21 protein-coding genes are annotated in these 25,642 nt (G+C 71.6%); 4 read left to right on the forward strand and 17 right to left on the reverse strand.

What is annotated here, in order from left to right; genetic code table 11:
* Positions 1-2: 2 nt before the first annotated feature.
* Complete coding sequence (locus tag G8E01_RS09765; protein WP_166319109.1) at positions 3-2,060, forward strand: acyltransferase family protein; 2,058 nt, start codon at positions 3-5, stop codon at positions 2,058-2,060.
* Between the two features lie 8 nt (positions 2,061-2,068).
* On the opposite strand, the gene G8E01_RS09770 is transcribed toward G8E01_RS09765, so the two are convergent.
* From G8E01_RS09770 to G8E01_RS13060, 7 genes are all read right to left on the reverse strand, one after another.
* Positions 2,069-4,129 carry an acyltransferase family protein gene (locus G8E01_RS09770; protein WP_166319112.1) on the reverse strand — a complete coding sequence of 687 codons (2,061 nt, stop codon included), beginning with the start codon at positions 4,127-4,129 and terminating at the stop codon, positions 2,069-2,071.
* Between the two features lie 76 nt (positions 4,130-4,205).
* Complete coding sequence (locus tag G8E01_RS09775) at positions 4,206-4,958, reverse strand: ABC transporter ATP-binding protein (RefSeq protein ID WP_166319115.1); 753 nt, start codon at positions 4,956-4,958, stop codon at positions 4,206-4,208.
* A complete protein-coding gene (locus G8E01_RS09780; protein WP_166319118.1) occupies positions 4,958-5,752 on the reverse strand; it encodes an ABC transporter permease in 795 nt (264 codons plus the stop codon). Before G8E01_RS09780 ends, G8E01_RS09775 begins: the two co-directional genes overlap by 1 nt.
* Positions 5,749-6,681 carry a hypothetical protein gene (locus G8E01_RS09785; RefSeq protein ID WP_166319121.1) on the reverse strand — a complete coding sequence of 311 codons (933 nt, stop codon included), beginning with the start codon at positions 6,679-6,681 and terminating at the stop codon, positions 5,749-5,751. Before G8E01_RS09785 ends, G8E01_RS09780 begins: the two co-directional genes overlap by 4 nt.
* Positions 6,678-7,880 carry a UDP-galactopyranose mutase gene (glf, locus tag G8E01_RS09790; RefSeq protein ID WP_338100790.1) on the reverse strand — a complete coding sequence of 401 codons (1,203 nt, stop codon included), beginning with the start codon at positions 7,878-7,880 and terminating at the stop codon, positions 6,678-6,680. Before glf ends, G8E01_RS09785 begins: the two co-directional genes overlap by 4 nt.
* A 34-nt stretch (positions 7,881-7,914) precedes the next feature.
* Positions 7,915-9,954, reverse strand: coding sequence for a DUF6541 family protein (locus G8E01_RS09795; protein ID WP_166319127.1), 2,040 nt, complete (start codon positions 9,952-9,954; stop codon positions 7,915-7,917).
* 36 nt (positions 9,955-9,990) lie between these two features.
* Positions 9,991-12,120, reverse strand: coding sequence for a hypothetical protein (locus G8E01_RS13060; protein ID WP_166319130.1), 2,130 nt, complete (start codon positions 12,118-12,120; stop codon positions 9,991-9,993).
* A 107-nt stretch (positions 12,121-12,227) separates the two neighbouring features.
* Here G8E01_RS13060 and G8E01_RS09805 point away from each other — a divergent pair, with 107 nt between their 5' ends.
* Positions 12,228-13,325: a glycosyltransferase gene (locus G8E01_RS09805; RefSeq protein WP_166319133.1), complete on the forward strand. Its 1,098-nt coding sequence runs from the start codon at positions 12,228-12,230 to the stop codon at positions 13,323-13,325.
* Here the strand turns inward: G8E01_RS09805 and G8E01_RS09810 are convergent.
* Entirely contained in the window at positions 13,315-14,958 is a 1,644-nt protein-coding gene (locus G8E01_RS09810; RefSeq protein WP_166319136.1) for a glycosyltransferase family 2 protein, read from the reverse strand. The genes G8E01_RS09805 and G8E01_RS09810 overlap by 11 nt on opposite strands.
* Positions 14,959-15,107: 149 nt before the next feature.
* On the opposite strand from G8E01_RS09810, the gene G8E01_RS09815 reads away from it, so the two are divergent.
* Positions 15,108-16,409, forward strand: a complete 1,302-nt coding sequence (locus G8E01_RS09815; RefSeq protein ID WP_166319139.1) for a UDP-glucose dehydrogenase family protein — start codon at positions 15,108-15,110, stop codon at positions 16,407-16,409.
* Positions 16,406-17,329, forward strand: a complete 924-nt coding sequence (locus G8E01_RS09820; protein ID WP_166319142.1) for a glycosyltransferase — start codon at positions 16,406-16,408, stop codon at positions 17,327-17,329. The genes G8E01_RS09815 and G8E01_RS09820 overlap by 4 nt, the downstream gene beginning before the upstream one ends.
* Positions 17,330-17,350: 21 nt before the next feature.
* Here G8E01_RS09820 and G8E01_RS09825 read toward each other — a convergent pair whose 3' ends face one another.
* The 9 genes from G8E01_RS09825 to G8E01_RS09865 form a co-directional block, all read right to left on the reverse strand.
* A complete protein-coding gene (locus G8E01_RS09825; RefSeq protein ID WP_166319145.1) occupies positions 17,351-18,112 on the reverse strand; it encodes an ABC transporter ATP-binding protein in 762 nt (253 codons plus the stop codon).
* Positions 18,112-18,999, reverse strand: a complete 888-nt coding sequence (locus G8E01_RS09830) for an ABC transporter permease (RefSeq protein ID WP_166319148.1) — start codon at positions 18,997-18,999, stop codon at positions 18,112-18,114. The genes G8E01_RS09825 and G8E01_RS09830 overlap by 1 nt, the downstream gene beginning before the upstream one ends.
* Before the next feature lie 88 nt (positions 19,000-19,087).
* A complete protein-coding gene (locus G8E01_RS09835) occupies positions 19,088-20,464 on the reverse strand; it encodes an LCP family protein (RefSeq protein ID WP_166319852.1) in 1,377 nt (458 codons plus the stop codon).
* A gap of 50 nt (positions 20,465-20,514) precedes the next feature.
* The gene (gene purE / locus G8E01_RS09840) at positions 20,515-20,985 is read right to left on the reverse strand and encodes a 5-(carboxyamino)imidazole ribonucleotide mutase (RefSeq protein ID WP_205827543.1); all 471 of its coding nucleotides are present in this window, start codon (positions 20,983-20,985) and stop codon (positions 20,515-20,517) included.
* Positions 20,986-21,072: 87 nt separating this feature from the next.
* Positions 21,073-22,194, reverse strand: coding sequence for a 5-(carboxyamino)imidazole ribonucleotide synthase (locus G8E01_RS09845; RefSeq protein WP_166319154.1), 1,122 nt, complete (start codon positions 22,192-22,194; stop codon positions 21,073-21,075).
* A gap of 30 nt (positions 22,195-22,224) precedes the next feature.
* Positions 22,225-22,740: a PH domain-containing protein gene (locus G8E01_RS09850; RefSeq protein ID WP_166319157.1), complete on the reverse strand. Its 516-nt coding sequence runs from the start codon at positions 22,738-22,740 to the stop codon at positions 22,225-22,227.
* Between the two features lie 10 nt (positions 22,741-22,750).
* Positions 22,751-23,557: a biotin--[acetyl-CoA-carboxylase] ligase gene (locus G8E01_RS09855; RefSeq protein ID WP_166319160.1), complete on the reverse strand. Its 807-nt coding sequence runs from the start codon at positions 23,555-23,557 to the stop codon at positions 22,751-22,753.
* A gap of 70 nt (positions 23,558-23,627) precedes the next feature.
* Positions 23,628-23,828, reverse strand: a complete 201-nt coding sequence (locus tag G8E01_RS12810; protein WP_155047416.1) for an acyl-CoA carboxylase subunit epsilon — start codon at positions 23,826-23,828, stop codon at positions 23,628-23,630.
* Positions 23,825-25,456 (reverse strand): acyl-CoA carboxylase subunit beta, encoded by a 1,632-nt coding sequence (locus tag G8E01_RS09865; RefSeq protein WP_205827267.1) that lies wholly within the window; start codon positions 25,454-25,456, stop codon positions 23,825-23,827. Before G8E01_RS09865 ends, G8E01_RS12810 begins: the two co-directional genes overlap by 4 nt.
* Between the last annotated feature and the right edge of the window lie 186 nt (positions 25,457-25,642).

Raw genomic sequence — 25,642 nt, forward strand, 5'->3', positions numbered from 1 at the left:
CCGTGGCGGGGCGCGCCCCGGCCGACGCCGCCCGCGCGTCGTTCCGGCCCGACATCCAGGCGCTGCGCGCCCTCGCGGTCGCGAGCGTCCTGCTGTACCACCTCTGGCCGAACCGGCTCACGGGCGGATTCGTCGGGGTCGACGTGTTCTTTGTGATCAGCGGCTACCTGATCACGTCGCACCTCATTCGCGAACGGCACCGCACGGGCCGGATCGCCCTGGGCGCGTTCTGGGCGCGCCGCGCCGCGCGCCTCCTCCCCGCCTCGCTCCTCGTGCTCGCGGTCACGGCCATCGCCGTGGTCGTCGTCGTGCCGACCGCGCTCTGGCGCCAGTTCCTCGGCGATATCACCGCCTCGGCGCTGTACATCGAGAACTGGCGCCTCCTCGTCGACAGCGTCGACTACCTGGCTGCCGAGAACCAGGCCTCCCCCGTGCAGCACTTCTGGACGCTGTCGGCCGAAGAGCAGTTCTACGTCCTCCTGCCGCTCCTGCTCGTCATGACGATGGCGCTGTTCCGGCGGTTCCCGTGGCGCCGCGTGATCCTCGTCGCCATCGCGGTCGCGACCGTCGCGAGCTTCGCCCACAGCGTGTGGCTCCTCGCCGCCGCCCCCGGGCAGGCGTACTTCTCGACGTTCTCCCGCGCGTGGGAGTTCGGCGCGGGCGCCCTGCTCGCGTTCGCCCCGCCCCTGACGTCGGGCCGCGCGGGCGCTGTGGTCTCGACGGCGGGCGTGGCAGCGATTGCCTGGTCCACCGTGGGTCTCAGCGGCGCAGATCCCTTCCCTGGCGCGTGGGCGCTCGTTCCCGTCGTGGGGACCGCCGCCGCCATCTGGGGTGGGGCACACGCCCCGCTCGCCGCCGCCGGCCGCCTCGCGCCCGTGGCCTTCCTCGGTCGTGTGTCCTACGCCGTCTACCTCTGGCACTGGCCCCTCATCGTGCTCGTACCGTTCGCGACCTCCCGGGCGCTCACGACGCTCGACAAGGTCGCGATCGCGGCAGTCGCGATCGCGCTCGCCTGGGCGTCGACGGTGTTCGTCGAGGACCGCGTGCGCTCGTCGCCGCGCCTCCTGCACGGCCGCCGCCCCCGCACCATCGCGGCGTGGAGCGCCGCGGGCATGGCCGCGGTCCTCGTCCTGTCACTCGGCGGCGTCGCGGGGCTCGTGCGCTCCGAGGAGCGCGTGGTGGAGGCGACGCAGGCACTCGTCGCGGATCCGCCCCCCTGCTTCGGCGCGGCCGCCATGGCGCCGGACTGCCGACCCGACGGCTCGGATCCCTCCGACGCCGCGGTCGCGGACGCCGGCGTCGATGTCGTCCCCGCGCTGGGCGACATCGCGAGCGACGACGGCAACGCCCCCGGGTGCTGGGCGAAGCCGGAGGAGGCGGACGTGCACATGTGCACGCTCGGGGCGGAGGACGCGCCCGTGCGGATCATCGCGGTGGGAGACTCCCACAACAACGCGATGATCCCGGCGTACGAGGCGGTCGCCGAACAGCTGGGTTGGCGCATCGACGTCGCCGGGCACGCGGGGTGTCCGTGGACGACGGAAGACCTGGAGCTCGCCACCGACGAGCAGACTGAGGCGTGCGAGACGTGGCGCGGCCACCTCGCGGACCTCATCGCCGAGGCCGGCGACGACGTCGACGGGATCCTCGTTGCCAGCTCGGCGGGGGCGGAGCCGGCGGACGACGCCCAGGTGCGTGGGCTCGTCGAAGCCTGGGCCCTGCGCCCGGACGTTTCGGTTCCTGTGCTCGCCCTCATCGATAATCCGCGCTACCCGGAGAGCCCCGTTGCGTGCGTGTCCGAGGACCCGACCACCGCCACCGCGCGGTGCGCGCTCCCCCGCGCGGAGGCGCTCGTCGACGACGGAAAGCGCCGCGCCGTGGAGCAGTCCGAAAACGCGCGCGCGATCGATCTCACCGACGCGTACTGCACGGAGGCCGCCTGCCCTCCCGTCATCGGGGGCGTCGCGGTGTATCGAGACGCGCATCACCTCTCGGCGACGTACGCCGCCACCGTGGGGCCGCTCCTGGCGGACGAGCTTCGCGAGGCGCTCCTCCGCTGACGCCGCCCTTACCCGACGTGGCGCCCGAGCGCGCGATCGAGGTACGGCGCCAGCGTCGCCGCGTAGGACGCCGTCAGGTGCGCCCCGTCGCGGGTGACGATGACGCCTCCCTGGACCATGCGGCACACGTCGATGTCGCATTCGAGGTCAGTGAGGTCGATGAGGTAGGCGTTCTCGGTCTGCGCGACCGCCTCCTCGATCCCCGTCGGCTTGAGCGCCTCGCGGCGCGGTAGCTCGCATTCCCCGGCCTCGACCGCGGCGGGGTCCGCGAGACACCCGAGCGCGTCCTCCGGGAAGATCGGGTTGTCGACGAGCGCGAGGATCGGCGTCTCGGCCCCGCCCCGGTCCGCCCACGCGTCCACCGTGATCTCCGTGTGGTACTCCTCGGGGCTTTGATCGGGGTCCACGGGCTTCTCGCGGTGCTTGGACGAGGCGACCGTGAGGATCGCGTCATAGTCGCCGGACGCGGCCAGCCGACCGATCTCCGTGCGCCACGCGCGGCACGCCGCCTCGTCCTCTGGCTGTTTCCCGGAGATCGGCGTCTCGGGCGCGACCCACTTGCAGCCGGCTCGTCCGGAGGCGTCGATGCGCCACCCCCGCGCCTCGGCGATGTCCTCGTAGACGTCCAGGAACACGTTGTTGTGCGAGTCGCCGACCGCGAGGATCCGCGCGCTGTACCCCTCGGTCTCGCCCAGAGCACACAGGCGCATCTCGTACACCTCGGGCCCGCCCCAACACTCCGCGCGGTTGGCGTCGTCGCGCCGGAGATCCTCGAGCGCGGGCGTCATCTCTCCCGCGAAGTCCGCGTTCCGGCAGTCCGGGCGCGCCGGGTCGAGCGTCGCGGCCCCGGCGCACGAGTCCAGCGCGACCGCGGGCGGATCCGCCTGGGCGCGCGCCGCGGCCACGCCCGCCGGGACCGCGGCCACGGCGATCGCGACGAGCGCGACCGCGAGCGAACGGCGCATGCCCTGGCCCGTCACGCGCGCGATCGGCCGAGACAACGCGACCCGGGTGAGCACTGCGAGGAGCGCCGAGGCGCCGAGGACGACGAGCGCGCCGCGCCAGCCGAGCTCGTCGCGCCCCTTGATCGTGAAGAAGGCGATGAGGAGCGGCCAGTGCCAGAGATACAGGCCGTAGGAGACGGCGTCGAGCTCGCGCAGCGGGCGACTGCTCAGCAACCGCGACGGCGACCCCGGCCCGCCCTCGGCGGACAGCAAGACGAGCGCCGCGCCGCCGACCGGCACGAGCGCGGCGGGCCCGGGGTAGGCGGCCCCGCCGTCGAAGAGGAATCCGCTCGCGAGGATCATGGCGAGGCCCGCCCAGCCCGCGACGACCCGCGCGGGCCGCGGGAGGCGCCATCCCGCGAGAACCGCCGCGGCGAGGAGGCCGCCGGCTCCCAGCTCCCAGAAGCGGGCGAGGGAATGGAAGTACGCGACCGACGGCGCGAGCGCGTTGAGGTGCCACGCATAGGCGAAGGACGCCGCCGTGGCCGCGGCGAGCAGCGTCCAGAAGACCAGGGTGCGGGCGCTGCGGGCGCGCAAGAAGAGCACCACGCTCGCGAGGAGCGGGAACACGAGGAAGAACTGCGCCTGCACGGACAGCGACCAGAAGTGCTGCAGCGGGCTCGTCTGCGGCCCCGCCGCGCCGTACGACAACTGCGACGAGATGAGCTGCCAGTTCTCCACGTAGAGCGCCGACGAGACGACCTCCACGAGGTTTTGCTCCCGCAACCACGGCGAGTACACCGTAAAGGTCAGCGCGGTGATCGCGAGCAGGACGACGGCCGCCGGCGGGGCGAGGCGCGCGAAGGTGCGCGCCCAGCGCGCGACGATGCCGAGCGGCCGGCCATCGCGCAGCGCGCGGCCGAGCGAGAGCACGAGGAGGAACCCCGAGACCGTGAGAAAGACGTCGACGCCGCCCGACACCCGGCCGTGGCCGAACAGGTGAAACACGACGACCAGGGTGAGCGCGATCCCGCGCAGCCCGTCGACCTCGGCAATGCGCGTCGCGGCCGGCCGCGCGAGTGGATCGGGAGGGGTCGCGCGAAGCGGGCGTGCGTGGAGCGTCACCACAACATCTTGCCACCTCGGGCGGTGCCGAACCTCACCGCGGGCACGGAACCGCGCCCGCGCATAGGGGGACGACCTAGCTGCCCTCCGTGTCGGCCCGGTATGCCGCGAGCACGTCGGCGATGGGGGCATCGAGCGCGAGGCGGTGATCGCGGATGTACAGCCCGCGCTCGCAGAACCGCGCGAGATCCGCCTCCCGATGGCTGACGAAGAAGAGCGTGCGCCCCTCCGAGAGCATCTCGTCGATGCGGCGGTAACACTTGTCTCGGAAGGCCTTGTCGCCGACCGCGAGCACCTCGTCGACGAGCAGGATCGGCTCGTCGAGCTGCGAGACGACGGCGAACGCGAGGCGCACCTTCATCCCGTTCGAGAGGTGCTTGTACGGGGTCTCCTGGAAGTCGGCAAGCTCCGCGAAATCGATGATCGAGTCGTACCTCGCGCTCACCTCGCGCGCGCTCATGCCGTGCAGGCCGGCGGTGAGGCGGACGTTCTCGCGCACCGTCAGGTCCCCGACGAAGCCGCCCGTGATCTCGATCAGCGGTGCCACCCCCGCCGACACCGTCACGGATCCCTCGTCGGGCAGGAGCACGCCCGCCACGAGCTTGAGGAGGGTCGACTTGCCCTGGCCGTTGCGCCCGACCACGCCGATGGATTCGCCCCGCCGCACCGAGAAGGTCACGTCGCGCAGCGCCCAGAACTCCCCGGCGGGCGCGCGCCGGGACGCGTCGGCGAACATCGCCTTGATCGAGCGCCGGCCGCGCCTGTTGCGGCGAAATCGCACGCCCAGCCCGTCGACCGAGATCGCGCGCTCCTCCGGTGTCGCGACCATCACAGCTCCTTCAGCAGCGGCCGCTCGAGGCGGCGGAACACGGCGAGGCCGATGCCGAGCGTCGCGACGCTGACGACGACGCTGATGCCGACCGCGAGGCTGTCCCACTGCTCGGGGAAGAACGCGGCGCGATACATCGTGAGGATCCCGGCCAGCGGGTTGAGGATCCCCAGATCGCGCGCGATCCCCGGCAGGTCATGCACGCCGTAGATGATCGGTGTGGCATAGAACAGCGCGCGGAGGATCAACCGGGTCGTGCGCTCGAGGTCGGTGAACAGGACGCAGAGCGGCGCGATGATCAAGCCCAGCCCCACGAGCAGGATGGTCTGCACGAGGACCGCCACGGGGAACCAGAGAATCCCCCACCCGAACTGCGTTCCGCTCGCGACGACCGCGAACAGCGCGAGGACGGGGAGCGAGAGCACGAACTCGATCCCCTTGGACAGCACGATCCGCCCGATCCAGATCGTCCGGGGGATCGCGGTCGAACGCACGAGCTTCGCGTCCTTGTTGAACGCCCGCGTGAAATCGCTCACGCACGCGTTGAACCACACCCACGGCAGAAGCGCCGCGATGAGGAACACGATGTAGGGCTCGGCCCCCACCGAACGGTGGAACACCACCGTGAAGACGAACCAGTAGATCCCGCTCATGACGAGCGGATCCAGGACGCTCCACAGGTACCCGAGCCAGCTCGTCGAGTACCTCACGCGGAGGTCGCGCGCCGACAGGAGCCACAGCGAGTGCAGATAGCGCCGCGGCGTGCCCGGCGACCCGACGGCGGGCGCGGTCACGACGCGGTGTCTCCCCCCGTGGCCGCCACGAGCCCGTGCCGGCCCCCGCGGCCCGAGAGCGGCTCGCCGAGCGCGTAGTCCAGCAGGCCGCGCGCCACGAGCTCGGCCCGCAGCTCTTCGCCACCCGCGACCTTGGCGAACGGCTCGGCGACGACATCCTGTCGCTGGAAGCGCACGCCGGGGCTCTTGGCCGGGAGGGACACGGCCACGCCGTCTTCGACGAGCGTCGCGTGCAGATCGGCGATGAGCTGCGGCTTGGGGACGTCGACGTCCTCCGCGTAGGACAGCATGCGATACGGCCGCCCGAGGCGGTCGAGCGTGTCGGCGAGCGAGGTGAACCACGCGTCGTTGCCCCGCGCCCACTCGACGAACTCGTCGACATCGATCGTGGGACGCATCGCACTCGTGTCGGCGTTCTTCCACGTCTTGCTTTGACGCGCCTTCTCGTACGAGACGAACACGTCCAGACGGCTGCGGACGAGGATCAGCGGGATGCGGTGGTCGTCCGCGAGGATCCGCTCGAGCGCCTCGTCGGAAAGCTGGTTCGGGAAGATCTTGTACGACACGACGCTCTGCCCCACGCGCTCGGCGGTCTCGCGCAGCGCCCGGAGTGCCTCGAGCGGGTGCTCGCGGAACAGCGCGACGAGCTCCGGATCCGAGGCGGCCGAGGCCTCGACGCCGCTCACCTCGGACAGGATCGCGAGCTGATTGCCGCGGTCGGCGCCGTACACGCCGCCCCGGTTGAAGATCTCGTACAGGCCCATAATCTCGGGCAGGTCGACGAGGCACTCGCAGAAGAAATTCGTGCCGCTGCGCGGGGCCGACAGGAGGACGATCTCCGGGACGAGCGTGGTCTGCGGCGCCGCGGCCTGCGGCTCCGCGGGAGCGGCCTCCGGCTCGGCACGCCGCCACTTGCGCCAGAAGGTCATGCGCCCTGCCCCGTCGCGAGCTTGTTGTTCCACATCGACAGCGCCGAGCCGATCGCCATGTGCATGTCGAGGTACTGGTACGTGCCGAGTCGGCCGCCGAAGTGCACGTCCCGCTCGCCCTTGGCGAGGTCGCGATAGGCCAGCAGGCCCGAGCGGTCGTCGGCCGTGTTGACCGGGTAGTACGGCTCGTCGTCGCGCTCCGCGAAGCGCGAGAACTCGCGCATGATGACCGTCTTGTCGGTCGGGTAGCTCTCGGCGCGCTCCGGGTGGAAGTGCTTGAACTCGTGGATCCGCGTGAAGGGGATGTCGGCGTCCGGGTAGTTCATGACGGGGGTGCCCTGGAAGTCGCCGACGTTCAGGACCTCCTCCTCGAAGTCCAGCGTGCGCCAGCTGAGGGCGCCCTCCGCGAAGTCGAAGTACCGGTCGACGGGGCCGGTGTATACGACGGGCAGCTGACCCACGACGGCCTGCTTGTGGAACGGCTGCGAGGCGTCGAAGAAGTCGGTGTCGAGGCGCACCGTGATGTTCGGGTGGTCGGCCATCCGCTCGAGCCACGCCGTGTAGCCGTCGGTCGGGAGGCCCTCGTGCGTGTCGTTGAAGTACCGGTTGTCGTACGTGTACCGGACGGGCAGGCGGCTGACGATGTCGCCCGACAGCTTCTTCGGATCCGTCTGCCACTGCTTCGCCGTGTAGTCGCGGAAGAACGCCTCGAACAGCGGGCGGCCGACGAGGGCAATGCCCTTCTCCTCGAAGTTCTGCGCGGTAGCGGCGTCGAACTCGCCCGCCTGCTCCTTCACGAGCGCGCGGGCCTCATCCGGCGAGTACGCGGCCTGGAAGAACTGGTTGATCGTTCCCAGGTTGACGGGCATCGGGTAGACGACGCCCGAGTGGTTCGTGTAGACGCGGTGCACGTAGTTCGTGAACGACGTGAAGCGGTTGACGTACTCCCACACGGTCTCGTTCGAGGTGTGGAACAGGTGCGCGCCGTAGCGGTGCACCTCGATCCCCGTCTCGGGCTCGGCCTCGCTGTAGGCGTTGCCGCCGATGTGGGAGCGGCGGTCGATGACGGTGACCTTGCGGCCCGCGTTCGCGGCCCGCTCGGCGATGGTCAGTCCGAAAAAGCCGGAGCCGACGACAAGAAGATCCGTGTCCATGCGTTCATTCTTCCATCGACGCCGCGGGAAACCCGACAGGCCCATCCGAATGTCACGAACGGATCACGTGCGCGAGAGATCAACCCGCCGGAAGGTCGCCGCACTGATCGATGCGATACAGCTCGGTGACCCCGTCCGTGGCCACGCGCTCGAACAGCCCCGCCTCGACGGCCCGGTGCGGCCCCGGGAAGTGATTGCCCGACGGGTCTCCCCCGCCGAACTCGTGCGGGTCGTAGAGCACGTACCGCACGCGCAGCGCGTCGAGCGCACGGCACACGTCGGGGTTGTCCCCGATCTCCTCCAGGTGCCAGGCGAGCGCGAGGCGGTCGGCGTCCCACTGCCCGTTGACGTGCGGGAAGACGGGCTCGCGATCCGCGTAGAGCCCCGTGAGCGCGGATCCGTCCCACGGATCCCCGAGGACCCGCTGATCCGCCGGCACATTCGCGCGGACCTCGGTAGCGAAGAAGTCCTCCTGCGCCCGCGAGATGACCGCTGCGTCGGCCCGCTCATCCGGTTGCCAGAACACCCGCGCGATCGCGGCCGAGGATCCCGTCTGGGCGAGGACGACGGCCGAGACGACGGTGGTCATGGCCGCAACCGCGACGGCCACCGCCGCGACCGGGCGCACCTCGCCGCGGCGCCCGAGCGCGCGCGCCGCAATCCGCCCCCACACCAGCGCGCCCCACGCGGCCAGGGGAACCGCCACGGCGGGTATCGCCGCCGCCAGTCGGAATCGATCCTTGTACCAGACGCCGGTGGCGAGCTTGGCGATCACCCCGTCAGACCCCGCCGCGAGCACGAACAGCGCAGCGACAAGCACGAACGCGACCACGAGCCAGGCCCGCCGCGCGCGCCAGGCCGCGACCGCCCCGGCTGCGACGAGCGCCGCGAGGAGGAGGCTGGGGGCGGCCACGGCCGCGCCGTCACCCGTCATCGGCGCCTGCAGGATGACCTGCAACACCCCGTCGCCCACCCCCTGCACGGCGGCCGCCTGGGGGCCGCTCAGCCGATCCGAGATCGGCTCGTCGAACAACCCCAGACCGACGACCGCGTAGGCGAACGCGGCGCCCAGCGCGGCGACGGTCGCGACCCCCGTCCCCACGAGCGCCCGGACGGCCACGGCGCGTAGGCGCCCGCCCGCGCGCCAGGCGCGGCGCGCGGCGCGCGCGACCTGGGCCACCACGAAAGGCGCCCCGATGACGACCCAGGTCGGGATCACGCGGGGGTGAGAGATGCCGAGCGCGAGGACGGCGACGAGCGCCGCGCTCGCGAGTGCCGCGACGACGACACCGGCCCGCGGCGCCCGCGCCGTGCCGCCCAGGCGGATCGCCGCGACCATGATCGCCACGGCGGCGGGCAACAGTGCGTGCGCGAGGTAGGTGGGGTAGATGGTGCCCCACGACAGGAGCGCATACGGAAACGCGCCGAACGCGCTGGAGAGCGCGAGCGCGGCGGGGACCGCGACGCCGCGCGCCGCGGCCGGGACGACAACCTGCGTGAGCCACGCCGCGCCGGGCATCCACGCGCCGATCGCGACGGCGATCCACGCGGCATGGAACGCCGCGGGCACGGACGCCCCCGAGAGCTGAGCGGTGCCCGCGACGATCAGGTGCCACCCCGAGGGGTAATACGCCAGCCCCGTCCCGCCCGTCTCGATCAGGGAACGCAGCGTGAGCGGCGACCCCGAGAACCCGTCGAGAATGGCGCTCACCGCCGAGAGGTGGAAGACGTTGTCGTACGTCTGCGAGATCCGCTCGGGAGACGCAACCCCCGACAGCGCGACCAGGCAGATCACGACGGCGCCGCCGATCCACGCCCCCGCGAGCACCCCGGGCCGGGCGCGCGTGGCCGACAGCGTTCCGCGGGGCACGACACGGCGGGCGACGACCGCGAGCGCCGCGAGCGGCAGGGCGATCACCAGCGCCTGCCACGGGTGCCACGCCCATCCGGCGACGCCACCGAGCGCCGCTCCCGCGCCCAGGCAGACCACCGACACGAGCCCGGAGAGGGCGACGCGGGCGATCGCTCCGAGGCGGAGCGGCGCCGTGGCGATCAGCCCCGGCCCGGTCAAGAGCACCAGAGCCGCGGCGACGGCGGGGACGATCTCAGCCCAGGTCACCGCGGCGACCGCTCATGCCGATCGGGCCCGTGCGGATCACGTGCCGACCCTCGTGCCCTTCCCGGGCGTCCAGTGAATCCAGCCGTTCTCGAAGAACTGTCGGCACCCGCCGTCGGCGTATTCGCATCGCTCGCGCGTCCGCGGGTACCCCAGCCAGCTCTCCTCGTTGCCCAGCTCGTCGTAGCGGAGCATCATCGATCCCCACACGGGCTTCGACCCCGTGGCCTCCGACCAGTAGATCTGGCCGCCCGCGAACTGCTGCGCGCAGCCGTCGTCCGCCAGAGCGCACCTCGTGCTTTCCGTGGGGTAGCCGAGCTTGCCCGTTTCCTTGCCGTTCACGCGCCACGTCGGCATCATCGCGTCGGTGATCGCGTGGGCGCCCGTCGCGGAGCTCCAGAACGTCGCGCCCCCCTGGAAGAGCTGGTAGCAGCCGCCATCGACGAGGCCGCACATCATGCGCGACGTCGGGTAGCCGAGGTCTCCCGACTCCTTGCCGACCTCGCGCCACGCGGGGGTCATCCGGTTCGTAATCGCCGCGGCGCCCGTCGCGTCGGACCAGAACACCGCACCGCGCTGGAACGCCTGGTAGCACCCGTCGTCCGCGAGGCCACAGACCATGTCGGTCGTCGGGTACAGCAGCGCGCCGTTTTCCTTGTTCACGGCGGACCAGCCCGCGAGGATCCGGCTCGTCACGGCGTGCGCGCCGTTGCCCGAGGACCAGTAGACCGCCCCGGACTCGAAGCGCTGGTAGCAGCCATCTCCCGAGAGCCCGCAGGAACGGTCCGAGAGCGGGTATCCCATCTCCCCCTGCTCCTTGCCGGCGCGGGACCAGGCCGCGAGCATGGAGTTGAGCACCGCGCGCGTGCCGCCCACGGCCGACGTGTAGATCGCGCCGCCCTCGAATCGCTGGTAGCACCCGCCGTCCACGAGACCGCACACCTCGGATCCGGTCGGCAATCCGAACGCGCCATCCTGCCCGCCGAGCGCGCGCCACTTCGAGGCGATCGCCCCGTCGACGACGAAGGGCAGGCCGCCGCCGTGCGTCGGGCCGAACCAGTCCGTGTAGTAGTTGTAGAAGTTGCGGTTGCCGTACGACGAGCAGCTGTCGCCGACGCCGTAGCCCGCGTTCAGCGCCGCGCGGTTCGGCTGATACGGCGTGTAGTAGTACAGCGCCGCGGTCGCGTCGTTCTTGATCGTGACGGCTGCGGATCCGCAGCTCGAGTTCGGGTGCCACAGCACCTGCGACGAGCGGCCCACGGGGTACCAGCTGAAGTAGGAGTCCTTCGTGTACCGCTGCAGCTGGTACGCCGCCATGTACATCTGGTTCTGGAACCCAAAATAGGTCGCGTCGCAGTTCGCGCTGTTTCCGGGCCCCGTGTCGGGGCAGGCGTAGCCCATGGCAATGTCGAATCGGAAGTCGCTCGGCCAGACGTGGGTGATGAGGCCCTGCTCCTTCTGGAGCATGACGATGAGGACCTTCTCGCTGACGTTGCAGGCCTTCGCGACCTTCGAGATGATCTGCGCGGCGGTGTCGCGCGACGAGCCCGCGTATCGAGACGTGCAGTAGCTGTTCGGCTCTTTCGATGTGGTGCGCATCGAGAAGTCCTTGAGGCACGTGTACCCCGCCTGGCACGAGCGGACCTTGCCGTTGAAGAACGTCTGGATCTGCGACGCCGACATGGTTCCCGACGTGTACATCGTCGCGTTGTCGATGATGTCGCCCGCGTCGAAGCCCACGAGCGACGTCGTCTGGAACTCGTCGCCCATCGCCGCGAGGTACCCGCCCGGGTCGACCTCGTCGACCGTGTTCGAGCCGATGTAGTCGCCGTTTTCGGGGGTCGGGATCGCCTGATCGCCGGCGTCCTCGGTCGCGAGCCGCGCGGCGTCGTCCTCCTCGGCCGTCGCGTCCTCGCTCGGCGCCTCGTCGGGTGCGACGTCCTCGGCGGGCGCCGCGTCCTCCTCGGCCGGCGCGGAGGGCGTCGCCGTGGGATCGGCCGAGGGGGTCGTCTCCGGCTCCGCGGGCGCCGCCGTCTCCTCGGGGGCCGCTGTCTCGACGGGGGTCGGCGTGGGAGACGGCGTGGACGTCACCGCGCTCGCCGTCGTCGGCAGCAGGGCCCCGCACAGCACGGCGATGACCGCCGTTGCCAACAAGGCGCGCCCGCGCACGGCGGAATCATAGTGGTGACGGATGCGACGCATAGGCACCAGTGTGACAGAAGTACACCGGATCCCCCAGTGTCCGTCCACCCAGCCGCGCGGCCTACGATCGATCCATGCGTTCCGGTCCCCGCGTGCTCGTGTTTCCCGCGTATCGAGACAATCCGTTTCTCAACCTCCTGCAGCTCGCGGGGACGGCGGCGGGGTACCGCATCGAGGGCGCGAACACGTACGACGACCTCATGCGTGCGGCGCGCACGCTGAACCGCGGCGATGTCGTGCACCTGCACTGGACGACGCCGATCCTGCAGCAGGCCCAGACGCGGGCCGCCGCGGAGCGCCGGCTCCGCGCCGTGCGCCGCCTCTTGGAGCGCATGCGGGAGCGCGGGGTCCGCCTGCTGTGGACGGTGCACAACCGCCTGCCGCACGAGCTCACCTTCCGGGAGCTTGAGATCGAGCTGATGGGCGAGGTGGCGTCCCACGCCGACCTCATCCACATCATGGCCCCGCACACCCCCGCCGCCCTCGCGGACATCGTGCGGCTGGACCCGGAGAAGGTTCGGATCCTCCCCCACCCCAGCTACGAGGGCGTGTACGACACGGGGCTCGGCCAGGACGCCGCGCGAGCGTCGTTCTCCCTCGCCCCGCGCGACCTGGCCGTGCTGTTCCTCGGGCAGATCCGCCCCTACAAGGGCGTCGACGCGCTCGTCGGCGCGGCGGCCGCGGCCGCGGCGCGCCGCGACGACCGCGACGTGCGGCTCCTCGTCGCGGGCGCGGTCAAGGAAATGTCCCGCGAGGATTTTGCCGCGACGATTCCGCCGGGCCTTGCCGCGGCCACGCACCTCGACTTCGTCCCGGACGGCGACATCGCGCGCTGGTTCGCCGCGGCCGACGTCGCCGTGTTCCCCTACCGCGCGATCCTCAACTCCGGCAGCGTGCACCTCGCGGCGACCTTCCGTGTTCCCGTCGTCCTGCCCGCGGATCCGCACCTCGAGCGCCAGTTCGCCGGCGAGCCGTGGGTCGCGTTCTTCGACCCGGCCCGCCCCGCCGAGTCCCTCGCGGACCTGCTGGCCGACCCCGCGCTGTTCGCGGGCGTCACGGCGGAGTCCTTCGACGCGTTCCTCGGCCCGATCTCGCCGTGGGAGACCTCGCGCCGCTACGCCGCGCTCCTCGCCGAGCTGACCGCCGAGTCCTCGCGCGCGCTCAGCGCCTGAGGCGGGCGCGCGCGAGGATCGCCGCGCGCCGGGCCGCCCGCAAAATCCAGTGGCGGCGCCGGCGGACGACAAGGATCCCGTCCTGCACGTCGTACAGGAACGCGTCGCGGGGCGCGTACGGCGGGATCGGCGGCTCGCCGGGCACGGGGACGCACTCCCCGCCCGGCGCGCGCAGGACCGGCGTCAGGGGACGGTGGAGCGGGAGCGCGGCGACCGGATACACGGCCGACCACGCGTCGTCCCCCGTCCACGTGACGCTGACGGGATCGATCACCCGCGCCGCGCCCTCGGCGATCGACGCCTCGCCGTCGAACAGGGCGGGCGCACCGCCCGGCTCGTGACCCCGACCCTCGACGACGAGCAGCGGGCCCCCGGCCACGCGCGTGAGGCGCCCCGCCTCGCGCGCGGCCTGCTCGCCCCGCGGATCCGGCGAGAAGAGCGTCGCGCGCGGGCCCCACGCCTCCCGCGCGACCGCCGCCGCCTCCCGCCACGCGGGATCGGCCGCCCGCGTGGCGAACTGGCGCGCGAACCGCTCGGCGATCACGCTCCGCTCGGGCTCTGGCAGCCCTGCCGTGGGGTCGTCCGAGGCGAGATCGATGAATCCGGCGACCGCCGACGCAGGCGCCGGGGATCCCTCGGCCGCCGAGGCGGCCACCGCGGCCGCGGCGAGGCGCCCGGACGCGGCGAGCTCGAGCGCAAGCCGCCGAAGCGGGTGCACGTTGCCGCCCGGCCGGCCGGTCGCGGCGAGCAGGCGCGCGAGCTGGCCCGCGACCGCGCCGTCGCCGTCCCCCGGCTCCCACGCGGCGAGGAACTTCGCGACGGCCTGGAAGCCATCGCGGTCCCACACGAGGTTCGCGTACACGCGATCGAGTTCCGCGCTGCGCTCGGCGCGCACGAGCTCGGCGCACGCGGTCTCCTGCGTGAGGTAGCTCACGAGCGACGCGGACGCCCCCGCGCGCGCGGTCATCGACCCTGCACCCGGCCGCTCCCGATACACGTAGAGGACGTCCGGAATGATGTCGATCGATGCCGACCCGACGAGCGCGGAGACCATCGGCACGATGTCGTTCGAGCGCGGCACGTCGGGGAAGACGATCCCGGAAGCCTCCCAGAACTCCCGCCGGTAGGCCTTGTTCCAGCAGGGACGGCTGTAGAGGAGCGTCGGCTCGTCGGCGAGCGTGATCCCCGACCGGTGGTGCGAGAAGGCGGGCATGGCCGCGGTCGGGCGCCAGGTGTCGACGGCGCGGAACTTGATGTAGTCGCCGACCGCCATGTCGGACCCGGTGCGCTCGAGGCTCGCGACGAGGGCCGCGTAGGCCCCGTCCGGGATGAGGTCGTCCCCGTCGGCGAAGATAAGGTAGCGCCCCCGGGCGAGCCGGGCGCCGGCGTTGCGCGCGGATCCGCCGCCCGGCGTCTCGGCGGCGTGCACCGTCACCCGCTCGTCGCGCGCGGCGAAGGCTCGCGCGATGTCCACCGTCTCGTCGGTCGACCGGTCGTCGACGACGAGGACCTCCATGTCGACGCGCTGGGAGAGGATGCTCTCGAGGCTCTGGCGCACCCAGGGCGCGACGTCGTGGGTCGGGACGACGACGGAGACAAGCGGTGCGCCGGGGGCGCCGAAAGATTCGCGCATAGCGGATCCAGGATAGGCGGCCCCGCTGAGGCCCGGATGAGGGATCCCTCACCTCGCGGCGCGCAGAGGGTTCGCGCCCCCGCGCCGTGGCAGGATGTGAGGGGCGCGCCGTCGGCGCGCGACGACGATCCCCATGAAGGAGAGATTCCATGCAGTTGAGCGTGATCGGATGCGGCTACCTCGGCGCGGTGCATGCGGCAGCGATGGCCTCACTCGGCCACACGGTCGTCGGCATCGACGTGGACGCCGCGAAGGTCGCCACGCTCTCGTCGGGCAAGGCGCCGATCTACGAGCCGGGGCTCAACGAGATCCTGCAGGCGGGCCTCGACTCCGGCAACCTCTCCTTCTCGACCGACTACGCCGACGCCGCCTCCGCCGAGGTCCACTTCATCGGCGTCGGGACGCCGCAGCGCAAGGACGGCGCGGGCGCCGACCTCACGTACGTCGACGCGGCTATCGGCGACCTCCTCCCCCACGCGACGGCGGGCTCCCTCGTCGTCGGCAAGTCGACCGTGCCCGTCGGCACGGCCGAGCGCCTCGCCGGCGTCGTCCGCCCCGCCGGGCTGCGCCTCGCGTGGAACCCGGAGTTCCTCCGCGAGGGCTTCGCGGTCCAGGACACCGTCGCCCCCGACCGGCTTGTCTACGGCGTGGGCGGGGACGCGGCCGACGACGACGTCGCCACGCTCGACGCCGTGTACGCGTCCATCCTCGAGCGCGACACCCCGCGCCTCGTCACGGACTACGCGACGGCCGAGCTGGTCAAGGTCGCCGCCAACTCGTTCCTCGCGACGAAGATCAGCTTCATCAACGCGATGGCGGAGATCGCCGAGGTCACGGGGGCCGACGTCACGCAGCTCGCCGACGCCATCGGCCACGACGTGCGCATCGGCCGCAAGTTCCTCAACGCCGGCGTCGGTTTCGGCGGCGGCTGCCTCCCGAAGGACATCCGCGCCTTCACCGCGCGCGCCGAGGAGCTCGGTCGCGGCGAGTCGGTCGCCTTCCTCAAGCAGGTCGACGAAATCAACCTGCGCCGCCGCCAGCGCCTCGTCGACCTGGTCGTGGACTCCTTCGACGGACCGGTGTTCGGCCGCCGCGTGGCCGTGCTCGGCCTCGCGTTCAAGCCCGACAGCGACGACATTCGCGACTCTCCCGCCCTCGACGTGGCCGTGCGGCTGAAGGGCCTCGGCGCCGAGGTCGTCTCCTACGACCCGCAGGCCATGGAGACCGCGCGCCGCGCGCACCCGCAGCTGACCTACGCGGACAGCCTCGAGGAGGCGCTCACCGACGCCGAGGCCGTCGCGGTCGTCACGGAGTGGAAGCAGTTCAAGGAGCTCGACCCCGCCGCGACCGCCGAGCTCGTCGCGCGACCGGTCGTGTTCGACGGCCGAAACGTGCTGGACCCGGCCGCCTGGCGCCAGGCGGGGTGGACCTACACGGGAATGGGCCGGTGACGACCGAGCCGCGCGTCGCCGTCGTCGTTCGCACGAAGGACCGGCCGCGATTTCTCGCGCGGGCGCTGTCGAGCATCACGGCCCAGACCCTCGAGGACTGGGAGTGCGTCATCGTCAACGACGGCGGCGCCACCGCGCCCGTCGACGAGGCGATCGCGCGCGTGCCCGAGCGCTTCCGCGACCGCGTCCGGGTGCTGCACCGACAGCGCTCCCACGGCCGCTGGGTGAGCGCGAACGCGGGCGTGCTCGCGAGCACGGCCGATCTTCTTGTCTTGCACGACGACGACGACACGTGGCACCCCGAGTTCCTCGAGCGCGCGGTCGCCTATCTCGACGCGCCGGAGAACGCCGATCGGGCGGGCGTCGTCTCCCGCATCGAGCTCGTGCGCGAGGAGCCCGACGGCGACGACTTCCGCGTCCTCGAGCGCGAGCTGTGGGAGGCGCAGCTGCCGATGCCGACGCTCGCCGACGAACTCCTCTACAACCGGTTCGTGCCGATCGGATTCGTCTACCGCCGGTCCGCGCACGAGCGCCACGGCCTGTACGACGAGGCCCTGCCCGTGATCGGGGACTGGGACTTCTACCTCAAGCTGCTGCGCGAGGCGCCGCTGGAGTACCTCGACGACACCACGCCCTACGCCTACTGGCACCAGCGCCCCGGCCAGGGCGGCGCCCACGGCAACAGCGTCATCGCGGCCGGCCGTGACCACCGCCTGCACGACGCCCGCATCCGCGACGAGGCGCTGCGCGCCTACGTCCGCGACAACGGCGACGGCCTCGTCCTGTTCCTGTCGAAGATGATCGACGACCGGATCCGGGAGTCCGAGGAGCGGATCATCCGCGAGGTCGAGCGGTATTCGCTGCCGGAGCGCACGCTGCGCACCCTCAAGCGCCTCGCCCGCCGCGCGCGCGGGGCGTAGGCCGACCGCGCGGCGCCGCGCTCAGTGCGGCGTCGTGCGGATGACCTCGACGGCCTCGTCGATCGGGCCGTCGAAGAGCACCTTGTGCTCGTGGATGACGATGCCGCGCGAGCAGAGGCGCTGCACGGTCTGCATGTTGTGGCTCACGACGAGCATCGTCACGCCCTGGCGCGTGAGCTCCTCCAGCTTGTCGTTGCACTTCTTCCGGAACGGCGCGTCGCCGACCGAGAGCACCTCGTCGACGAGGAGCACGTCGAGGTCGACGTGGATGGCCACCGAGAAGGCGAGCCGCATGAACATGCCGGACGAGTAGTGCTTCACCTCCTGGTCGATGAAGTCGCCGATCTCGCTGAAGGCGACGATCTCGTCGAACCGTGCCTCCGTCTCCTTCTTCGACATGCCGAGAATGGCGGCGTTGAGGAAGACGTTTTCGCGCCCCGAGAGCTCCGGGTGGAACCCCGCGCCCACCTCGATGAGCCCCGCGACGCGGCCGCGCGTGAACACGCGTCCCGCGTCGGGCTCGAGCACGCCGGAGACCATCTTGAGGGTGGTCGACTTGCCGGATCCGTTGAAGCCGAGGACGGCGACCGCCTCGCCCTCCCCCACCTGGAAGCTCACGTCGTCGAGCGCGCGGAAGTAGTCGGCGCGGACCTTCTTGCCCTTCGTCCACCCCACGAACGCCTCCTTGAAGGAGTGCGTGTTCCGCTTGAGGAACTTCTTCGTGACGTGGTCGACGATGATCGACGGTCGCGCCGTCGTGGTCTGTTCGAGAGTGTTCGACATCACAGGTCCTGGGCGAAAGTGCGCTCGAAGCGGCGGAAGGTCAGCTGCCCGATCACGACGAACAGCAGGGCGAGGATCACGGATCCGATCGTGTACAGGTCGAAGTGCGGCGCGAACCCAAACCATCCGCCCTCGTTCGTGCCCGCGGCGAAGGGCTCGACGGTCGGCTCCCAGAAGGCGTAGTGGAACAGCTCGACCGCGATCGTGATCGGGTTCATCATGTAGACGGTCAGGATCCAGCTGTCGAGGTTCTCCTCGATGAGCTTCCACGTGTAGAGCACGGGCGAGGCCCACGTGGCGAGCTGGCGCAGGACCTCGACGAAGTTGCTCGCGTCGCGGTAACGGACGTTCAGGCCGGCGAAGAACAGGCCCAGCCCGAGCGCGGTCAGGCCGACGATCACCAGGCCGAGGAGGGCGGCGCCGATGTGCACGATCGACGGCACCCATCCGTAGCTCAGCGCGACGACGAGGAGGATCGCGAGCTGCGGCAGGAAGTGGATGAACGCCCCGATGATCGCCGAGATCGGGAAGAGCTCCCGCGGCAGATAGATCTTCTTGACGAGCGCCTTGTTGTCGACCACCGCGCTCGTGGCGTTCCCGAAGGCCTCGTTGAAGAAGCTCACCATGATGAAGCCGGAGAAGAGGTACAGCGGGTAGTTGTTCAGCCCGCGGTCGAGGCCGAAGATGAACCCCATGACGGCGTAGTAGATGAAGAACTGGATGAGCGGCTTGACGTACGACCAGGTCCACCCCAGCACCGAGTTGCGGTAGCGGGTCGAGGTGCCCTTGCGCACGAGGAGCGAGAGCAGGTAGCGCCGCCGGAAGACGTCGACGAAGCCGCGCCCGCGGCCCGGCCGCTCGAAGTCGGACAGATCGATCGTGGTCACCTTGTTGCGCCTCGCAGTACTCTTCCGCAGAACGTCACACTGGATCCTATCTCCCGGCCCGTGCGGAGCCTGGGAGCCGGTCGCGCGCTCACTCGGCGGAGTCCGCGCCCGCGGGATGCAGCGCCTCGTCGATCATGGCGTGGATCGCGTCCGCGTCGGGCCACTCCTGGTCCACCCCGGCGTCGGGGTTCAGCTCGAGGGTCGTGACGGGTTGCGAGCGCGCGTCCACCGCGAGGTCGACGAAGGTCGAGACGAGGCCCTGCGGCACGTCGGTGCTCACGACGCTCGTGCCGGCGGCGGCTACCTCCTGGAACCGCGACAGCACGTTCTGCGGCGTCATCTGCGCGATGATCGCGGCCTGCAGCTCGCGCTGGCGCTCCATGCGATCCCAGTCGCTCGTCGTGTACCGCGAGCGGGCATACCAGAGCGCGGTCTCGCCGTCCATGTGCTGCTCGCCCTCCTCGATCCATCCCGTCGCCCACTCCTCGGCGCTCTGCCCCTCGTAGGCCGGCCCCGGCCCCTCGGGGAGTCGCTCGTCGACCGTGATGTCGACGCCGCCGAGCGAGTCGATGAGCGACGCGAACCCCTGCATGTCGATCGCGACGTAATAGTGCACGTCGATGCCGAGGAGGCCCTCCGCGGCGTCCTTAGTCGCTTCGATCGCGGGCGTGGATCCCTCGTCCGCGGCGTCCGGGTACAGCCCCGCGCCGCCGTCCTCGCGGCACGAGACGACGGCGTTGGTCAGCTGGTTGATGCCGCTCGACCACCCGCAGGAGGGGTCGGAGTGCCCCTCGAAGTAGTTCGGGTAGAGCTCCGTCATGGGGCTCGACTCGCTGAACGGGAAGTGCTGCAGGTCGCGCGGGATCCCCGTGATCGTAACGGCGCCGGTCTCGGCGTTCACGGACACGACGGAGATGCTGTCGAACCGCATCGAGTCGCGCCCGTCGCCCGAGTCGGCGCCGAGAAGCAGCACGTTGTAGTAGCCGTCGCTGGGCGGGACGACGGGCGCCGCGTTCGTGAAGAGCGCGCCGAGGCCGCCCGCGGCCGCGAAGATCCGTGGTGCGGCGACGGCCCCGGTCGCCCCCTGCAGCACGGCGAGCACGATCGCCAGCGCGGCGATCCCCCAGCGCGCGGGCGTGCGGGTCCGCACGAGGCGCACGAGGCGCAGGGTGTCGAGCGAGAGGACGACCCACAGCACCGCGTACGCGGCGACGAGGATCCCCAGGATCCACAGCGTGACGGGGTGGAGGAGCAGCGACATGGTGGCCGAGCGCCACAGGAGGACGCCGAGCAGCGTCAGCGCGCCCAGCGCCCACATGACGAGCGTGGCGGCGAGGCCGACCTTGCCGAGCCGCCGCCCGCCCGCGACCGCCTGAGCGGATCCGGGAATGACGAAGTTCAGCACGACGAGCCACCAGGCGCGCCGCGTCATGAGCCGCGCGTCGTCGACGTCGGGCGTGCGCATCGGCTGGGCGGAGAGGAGGCTCTCGCCGGGCCGGGCCTCGGCGACGCGCGTCACGCCAGCGAGTCCTTGAGGCGGCGGTTCTTCTCCTCCACCTGGGCCTCGAGGTCGCGCGCGTACGCCTCGATCCGGTCGGCGACCTCGGGATCCGCGGATCCGAGGATGCGCGCGGCGAGCAGCCCGGCGTTCTTCGCCCCGTTGATGGAGACCGTGGCCACGGGGATCCCGCCCGGCATCTGCACGATCGACAGGAGCGAGTCCAGGCCGTCGAGCGTCGCGAGCTGAACCGGAACGCCGATCACGGGCAGCGGCGTCATCGACGCGAGCATGCCCGGGAGGTGCGCCGCACCGCCCGCCCCCGCGACGATGGCCCGGAGGCCGCGGGCGCGCGCGCCGCGGGCGTAGGACATGAGCTTGTCCGGGGTGCGGTGTGCCGAGACGACCTCTACCTCGTGCGCGACCCCCAGGTCGGTGAGCGCGGCGGACGCATCCTGCATGACGCGCCAGTCGGAGTCGGATCCCATGACGACGCCGACGAGGGGCGTTTCAGACGAGTTCAGCACCGTAACAGCGTAGGGGCCTTGCATGGGAAGGACACTCAGCGGCACGCGTCAGGCGAAGAAGGCGGCGGCGGCGCGCGCGATGTACGCGGCCTCCTCGATCGAGTCGGCCGTCGCGTTGACGTGCCCCACCTTGCGGCCCGGGCGCGATGCCTTGCCGTAGGTGTGCACCTTGGCCTCGGGCTGATCCGCCATAGCGTCCGCGAAGCGCTCGTCGATGTCCTGGCCGGCCGGCCCGCCCAGGATGTTGATCATGCAGACCGCGTCGGCGCGCGGGTCCGGCGAGCCCAGCGGGAGATCGAGGACCGCGCGCAGGTGCTGTTCGAACTGGCTCGTCACGGCGCCGTCCTGGGTCCAGTGGCCGCTGTTGTGCGGGCGCATGGCCAGCTCGTTCACGAGCAGGCGCTCGTCGGCCGTCTCGAACAACTCGACCGCGAGCATCCCGGTCACGTTCAGGCCCGCCGCGATCTGGGTCCCGATCTCGGCCGCGACCTCGACGGCGCGCTCGCCGATCCCCGGCGCGGGCGCGAAGACCTCGGCGCACACCCCGTCCTTCTGCACGGTCTCGACGACCGGGTACGGGCGCATCTCGCCGCTCGGGCGGCGCGCCACCTGCTGCGCGAGCTCGCGGCGGAAGTCGACCAGCTCCTCCACGAGGATCCGCTCGCCGGCGAACGCCGCGAACCAGTCGTCGGCCTCGGCGGCGTCGGCGACGACGCGCACGCCCTTGCCGTCGTATCCGCCGCGCGGCGTCTTCACGACGGCGCGACCGCCGTGATCGTCGAGGAAGGCCTGGAGCTCGGCGCGCGAGGCGACGCCGGCCCAGTCGGGCTGCGGAACCCCCAGCTCGGCGAGGCGCCGGCGCATGACGAGCTTGTCCTGCGCGAACTGCAGCGCGTGCGGCCCGGGATGCACGGCGACGCCCTCGTCCACGAGCGCGCGGAGCACCTCCTGCGGCACATGCTCGTGGTCGAAGGTGACGACGTCGACGTCGCGCGCGAACGCCCGCACGGTCTCGAGGTCGCGATAGTCGCCCACCGCGCTCTCGGCGAGCCGGGCCGACATCCCGGGCTGCTCGGCGAGCACCCTGATTTCCACGCCCATCTCGACCGCGGGAGCGATCATCATCCGGGCGAGCTGCCCCCCACCGATTACGCCGACACGCTTCGTCATGGCCCTTATCCTCTCAGACCGGCGGGCGCCTCACCCGCCGAGGGAGGGATCCGCCGCGTGCTCCTGCGCCTCGCGGTGCGCGAGAATCTGGCTGATCTCGATCTGATCCGACAGCGTTTCGCTGATCAGGCGCGGATTGTGCACGCGCCGCAGCTCGATCTCCTGTCCGCCCGCGCTCAGCACGAGCGTGCCCGTGCCGCTGACGCGCTGCAGCGGGCCGCGCGTGAGGCCGATCACGTAGCCGCCGGCGTGCGCCAGCTCGAGCCGGCGGCGGAAGATCAGGCCGCGGGTCGCGATGATCCGCCGCGTCGTGAGGATGTACTGCCTGGACGCCCACACCCACCACGGGATCACGACCGCGACGAGGACGACCCCCGCCGCCGCGCCGAGGAGCATCCAGTCCTCGAACGGGGAGGGGAGGTTGCCGAGCAGGTAGCCCGTAACGCCCACGACCGCGATGAACACGAGCGCGGGCACGGCGAGGCGCGCCGCGGATCCGCGGAACGTCGCGATGCGCAACTCCTGCTGCGGCGAGCCATCCCTCATGCGGTCATTCTCACGCGCGCGGCGGGCCGGCGGCGCACCGGCGCGCGGGCGAGGGAGCGACGCTCTCGGCGGATCCGGTCTGTGCCGGGCGGACGTGCACGACGTCGCCCGCGTCGATCGCGCGCGGGCCCGGCGCGAGGAGGACGAGGCGCCCGTCCTCGTCGATGTCGCTCGCGACCCCGGTCACGGTGTCGCCGCCCGGCAGGTGCGCCGTGACCTCGCGGCCCAGGGTGACGCAGGCGTCCCTCACCACGTCCCGGACCGAGGCGCGCTCGAGGCGGGCCGACAGCTCGCCGAGGCGACCGAGGTAGTCCGCCAGCAGGCGATCCTCGTCGACGCGCACGCCCTCCATCGCGAACGAGGTCGCCGTGGGTACCGGTCGCTCGTCCTCCCGCATCCGGGTGTTCACGCCGCTCCCGACGACGATCGCCGGGCCCGCGACCTCCGCGAGGATGCCGCACAGCTTGCGCTCCCCCACCAGCACGTCGTTCGGCCACTTCACCCCGGCGGGAGCGGGAAGTTGCCGCGACGCGGCGTCGCGCATGGCGACGCCGGCGACCAGGGGGATCCACCCGCGGCGCTCCGGCGGGATCCGCCGGGCGTCCAGCGCCACGGAGATCGCGAGGGACGATCCGGCGGGCGCCCGCCAGGCCCGGCCCAGGCGCCCCCGGCCGCCGCGCTGGTCGCGCGTGAGGTAGGCCCCGAGGTGCGGCCAGGCCTCCCCCGCGCGGATCCGCTCGGCGAGGTCCGCGTTCGTCGATCCCGTCGAGGGGACCTCCTCGATGCGGGGCGAGACGGCGCGCGCGAGATTCCACATGCCTCGAGCCTACGGGCGCGCCCGCGCCGGACGACGCTGACGCGGTGCGAGCGAGGCGGGGCGGATCCGCTCAGCCCGCGAAGCGCCCCCACTCGCGGCGGCGATACCGCCGCATGCGCCCGGAGCGCGCCCAGCGGTCGGCCGGCTCGGGCACGGTCGCCGTCTCGACCTCGTGCACGAAGCTCTCCGAGACGACGGCGACGACCGCCGCGAGCTCCTCGTCGGTGGGGTTCCCCGCGACGACGCGGATGAGCGGGCTGTCCTCGCTCACAGCGGGATGTTCCCGTGCTTCTTCGGCGGCAACTCGGCGCGCTTGTGGCGGAGCGACCGGAGGGCCTTCGCGATCATCACGCGGGTCTGCGCCGGCTCGATCACGCCGTCCAGCTCGCCGCGCTCGGCCGCGAGGAACGGCGACGCCACGCTGTAGGTGTACTCGTCGGCCAGCTTGGCGCGCACCGCCTGCACGTCCTCACCGGCCTCCTCGGCGCGCTTGATCTCGCCGCGGTAGAGGATGTTCACGGCGCCCTGCCCGCCCATCACGGCGATCTCCGCCGTCGGCCAGGCGAGGTTCACGTCGGCGCCGAGCTGCTTGGATCCCATCACGATGTACGCGCCGCCGTAGGCCTTGCGCAGGATGACGGTCACGAGCGGGACGGTGGCCTCGGCGTACGCGTAGAGGAGCTTCGCGCCGCGCCGGATGACGCCGGTCCACTCCTGGTCCGTGCCCGGGAGATAGCCGGGCACGTCGACGAGCGTCACGATCGGGATCGAGAACGCGTCGCAGAACCGCATGAAGCGCGCGGCCTTCTCGCCGGCGTCGATGTTCAGCGTGCCCGCCATCTGCTGCGGCTGGTTCGCGATGATGCCGACCGAGCGCCCCTCGATGCGGCCGAACCCGATGACGATGTTCGGCGCGAACAGGGGCTGCACCTCGAGGAACTCCGCGCCGTCCACGATGCGCTCGATGACGCCGTGGATGTCGTACGGCTGGTTCGGCGAGTCCGGGATCACGCCGTTGAGCTCGCGGTCCAGGTCGGTCGTCTCGAACTCGAACTCCGAGGTGTAGTCCGGCGCGTCGGACATGTTGTTGTCGGGCAGGTAGCCGATGAGCGAGCGCGCGTAGTCGAGCGCGTCGCCCTCGTCGTCGGCGAGATAGTGCGCGACGCCCGAGCGCGAGTTGTGCGTGTGCGCGCCGCCGAGCTCCTCCATGCCCACGTCCTCGCCCGTCACCGTCTTGATGACGTCGGGGCCCGTGACGAACATCTGGCTCGTCTTGTCGACCATGATGACGAAGTCCGTCAGGGCCGGCGAGTACACGGCGCCTCCGGCCGCGGGACCCATGACGATCGAGATCTGCGGGATGACGCCGGACGCCTGCGTGTTGAGGCGGAAGATCTCCGCGTACTTCCCGAGGGCGAGCACGCCCTCCTGGATCCGCGCCCCGCCCGAGTCGAGGATGCCGACGATCGGCATGCCGCCCTGGAGGGCGTACTTCATGACCTTCACGATCTTGTCGCCCGCGACCTCGCCGAGGGACCCCCCGAAGGTCGAGAAGTCCTGCGAGAAGATCGCGACGGGCCGCCCGTGGATCGCGCCGATGCCCGTGACGACCGAGTCGCCGTAGGGCCGCGACCGGTCCATCCCGAAGGAGGTCGTGCGGTGGCGGACGTACTCGTCGAGCTCGACGAAGCTGCCCGGATCCACGAGCTGCTCGACGCGCTCGCGGGCGGTCTGCTTCCCCTTGGCGTGCTGCTTCTCGACGGCCTTCTGCTCGGGCGCGACGACGGCCTCGTGGTAGCGGGCGCGCAGGTCGGCGATCTTGCCAGCGGTTGTCGACATGTCGGGTTCGGTCACGCGTTCCACCCTATCCGCGCGCCCCGCCCCACCCTTGGCGGACATACACAACGCACGCGCCGTCCCTGTGTCGCGATGCCCCATGCTCCTGCGCGCCCGGCGCGCGGCGGCGGTCGCATTTGTCCCCCAAACGGCCGACTGTGCTCGCCGGAAAAGGGCCGTATCGTTCAGGGAGAACGCACAGCGTTCGCCGACGTTTCCGCTCCAGGGTAGGCGGATCCGGTTCGGTTT

The organism is Microbacterium excoecariae (genome assembly GCF_011326725.1).
GTDB classification, from domain to species: domain Bacteria; phylum Actinomycetota; class Actinomycetes; order Actinomycetales; family Microbacteriaceae; genus Microbacterium; species Microbacterium excoecariae.